At 72.9% G+C, this 3,689-nt stretch carries 1 protein-coding gene; it reads right to left on the reverse strand.

Translation table 11 applies throughout. The features are described from left to right. The coding region (locus CFN78_RS28295; protein ID WP_165777743.1) for a type I polyketide synthase at window positions 1-3,526 on the reverse strand (3,526 nt) is incomplete at its 3' end. Window positions 3,527-3,689 lie beyond the last annotated feature (163 nt).

Here is a 3,689-nt window from a genome sequence, read left to right on the forward strand (position 1 = left end):
GACCACTCGGCGCCGTCAACCCATTCGACGCACCATCCGAATTCACCGCCGAACCCCGCACCACCGCCAACACCTCATGCCCATTGGCCACCGCATCCGACAACCGCTCCACCACCACCACACCCACACCCTCAGACCAGCCGACGCCGTCGGCGGCGTCGGAGTAGGAGCGGCTGCGGCCGTCCGGGGACATACCCCGCTGGCGGGAGAACTCGACGAACACGCCGGGAGTGGACATCACGGTGACGCCACCGGCCAGCGCCAGCGAACACTCCCCCGACCGCAACGCCTGCACAGCCAAATGCAACGACACCAACGACGACGAACACGCCGTGTCCACCGTCATCGTCGGACCCTCCAAACCCAACGCATACGCCACCCGACCGGAGGCGACGCTGGGAGCACTGCCGTTGCCGCGCAGCCCCTCGTATCCGGCGGGGTCGAGCAGGCCGGAATAGTCGTTGTACATCACCCCCATGTAGACGCCCGTGTCTCCACCGCGCAGCGAGATCGGGTCGATCCTGGCCCGTTCGACCGCTTCCCATGCCGTCTGCAACAGCAGGCGCTGCTGCGCGTCGGTCGCTGTCGCCTCGCGCGGGCTCATCCGGAACAACCCGGCGTCGAACTCGCCGGCGTCGTCGAGGAATCCGCCGTGCCGGGTATAGGACGTGCCCGGATTCGCCGGATCGGGGTCGTAGACCCGACCAAGATCCCACCCCCGATCCGTCGGGAACTCGGTAATGGCGTCCACCCCATCGGACACCAGCCGCCACAAGTCCTCCGGCGAACGAACCCCACCCGGATAACGACAGGCCATCCCCACAATGGCGACCGGCTCGTCCACCACCGACGCCCGGGCGACCGGGGTGGCGGCGAGCGCGGCCCGCCGGGCATCGGCGTCGGTACGGCCGGTCAACTCAGCGAGCAGGTGCTCGGCGAGTGAACCAGTGGTGGGGTGGTCGAATACCAGGGTGGCCGGCAGGGTCAGGCCGGTCTCGGCGGTCAGCCGGTTGCGCAGCTCGACCGCGGTCAGCGAGTCGAAGCCCATCTCCTGGAAGTTCCTGGCCGGGTCGACCGGGGTGGTACTCGGGTGACCGAGCACGGTGACGACGGCCGCCCTGACCAGCTCGCGCACCGTACGCGCTCGGTCGTCGGTGGGAAGTGTGGCGAGTCGCGCGGCCAGGTCGTCGGTGGACTGGTGGCTCGCGGACCGGCGGTCGGGAGTCCGGCCCAGCCCGCGCAGCAACGGCGATGAGGCGCCATGGGCGCGCAGCACGGCCAGGTTCAGCGCCACCGGGGTCAGGGTCGGGCGCCCGTCGGCGACGGCGGTGTCGAACAGCCGCAGCCCCTGTTCGGTGGACAGTGGCGGAAGGCCGACGTGACCGGCGCGGGTGCGGGTGGCGCTCATCCCGGTCTCGGCGGCCCAGGCGCCCCAGGCCAGCGACACCGCGGGAAGCCCCAGTCGGGCGCGGTGGTGGGCCAGACCGTCCAGGAAGGCGTTCGCCGCGGCGTAACCGCCCTGTCCGGGGCCGCCGAACACGCCGGCAAACGAGGAGAACAGCACGAAGCCGGCGAGCGGCAGGTCGGCGACGGCTTGGTGCAGGTTCCAGGCGCCGCCGGCCTTGGCGGCCAGGGGGACGGCCAAGCGCTCGGGGGTGAGCGACTCGACCACGCCGTCGTCCAGCGCGCCGGCCAGATGCACCACCGCGGTCAGCGGGTGTTCGGCGGGCACGGACCCGACCAGCTCGGCGACCGCGGCGGGGTCGGCCACGTCACAGGCCACGACGCGGATGTCCGCGTCGAGTTCGGCGCCGAGCCGCTCGACACCCTCGGCGGCGGGGCCGCGTCGGCTGGCCAGCAGCAGCCTGCGGACGCCGTGCTCGGCGACCAGGTGGCGGACCAGTTCACGGCCAAGGCCGCCGGTGGCCCCGGTGACCAGCACCGTGCCGTCCGGGTCCCAGGCCGCCGCACCAGTGGTGGTCGCCGCGCCGGCCCGGACCAGCCGGGCGGCGAGCAACCGGCCTCCACGCAGGGCGAGCTGTGGCTCGTCGGTGGTCAGCGCGGCGCTCAGCGCCGCGGGAGCCGGGTCCGGGTCGGCCGGATCCAGGTCCAGCAGGGAAAACCGGCCGGGATGCTCGGTCTGAGCGGAGCGCACCAGACCCCAGACGGCGGCGGCGGCCAGGTCGTGGCCGTCGATCGCCCCGCGAGTGAGGAAGGTCAGCACGCCCGGCTGGGAGCGGGCCGCCCAGCGCTGGACCAACTCCAGAGCGGCGGCGGCGAGCCGGTGCGCCCGGGCCGGGGGATCGTCGGTCCGGTCCTCGTTCCGGTTGTCGATGCCGAACAGCGGGGCCAGCGTCGGTCCGGAAGCCTCGGCCAGGTCGTCCGGGTCCACCTCGGTGACCCGCAGGCCTCGCTCGCGCAACGCCGCGACCAGTTCGGGTCCGCCGAGCACGGCCAGCTCGGCCACCGGTTCGCCGGGCCGGACCGGTGGCCAGCTCAGGTCGAACAGCGTGTCCCGGGCCGGAGTGCCGCCGAGGTCGGTGGGCAGCGCGCGCACCGCGAGTTCGTCCACGGTGATCACCGGGGCGCCGGTGGGGTCCATGGCCCGCACGGACACCGCGTCCGGCCCGGCCGGCGCGACCCGCACCCGCAGCACGGAAGCGCCACCGGCGTGCAGGGTCACCCCGCGCCAGGAGAACGGCAGCCGCCCCGCGTTCGACTCGGTCGCGGCCGGGGACTGCACGGCCGCGTCCAGCAACGCCGGGTGCAGGCCGAACGCGGCGGCGTCGGTGCGGATCTCCTCAGGCAGGGCCACCTCGGCGAGCACCTCGTCGCCCAGCCGCCACACCGCGCGGATCCCGCGGAAGGCCGGGCCGTAGTCCAGGCCGCGCTCGGCGAAGCTGTCGTAGAGCCCGTCCAGGTCGACCGGCTCGGCTCCGGCCGGTGGCCAGGTTTCGGTCCAGTCGGGAGGCGCGGGGGTCTCGGCGACGTCGAGCACACCGACGGCGTGTTCGGTCCACGGCTCGTCCGGCGCGGCGTCGGGGCGAGAGTGGACGACCACGGCGCGCCGCCCGTCCGACCGCGGTGGCTCGACCGAGACCTGCACCCGGACCGTGCCGTGTGGGGGCAGCATCAGCGGCGCGACCATGGTCAGCTCCGTCACCCGGTCGCAGCCGACTTCGTCGCCGGCACGCACCGCCAACTCCAGCAGCGCCGTCCCCGGCGCCACCACCTGGCCGCCGACCACATGGTCTGCCAGCCAGGGGTGGGTGCCGGTGGAGATCCGGCCGGTGAGCAACACGCCGGTGGAGTCGGCCAACGCTACCGTCGCGCCGAGCAACGGGTGTCCGGCGGCTTCCAGGCCGAGTCCGGCGGCGTCTCCGGCGGGCGCGCCGGACAACCAGTAGCGCTCGTGCTCGAACGGGTAGGTGGGCAGGTCGGTCAACTCGCCGGTGCCGGTGCCGTCGAGGAGTGCCGACCAGTCGATGTCCACACCGGACACATGTAGCTCCGCGGCAGCCCGCACCACTGCTTCTTCTTCCGCAACATCACCACGCACACTGGGCACCACCAAAACCTCAGGCGCCGTCTGAGCAACCGCAGCACTCAACGACCTACCAGGACCAATCTCGACGAACCGCGTATTCCCGCCATCAGCCACAAATCGCACCGCATCGGCGAAACGCACC

Origin of the sequence: Amycolatopsis antarctica (genome assembly GCF_002262875.1) — a bacterium.
GTDB classification, from domain to species: domain Bacteria; phylum Actinomycetota; class Actinomycetes; order Mycobacteriales; family Pseudonocardiaceae; genus Amycolatopsis; species Amycolatopsis antarctica.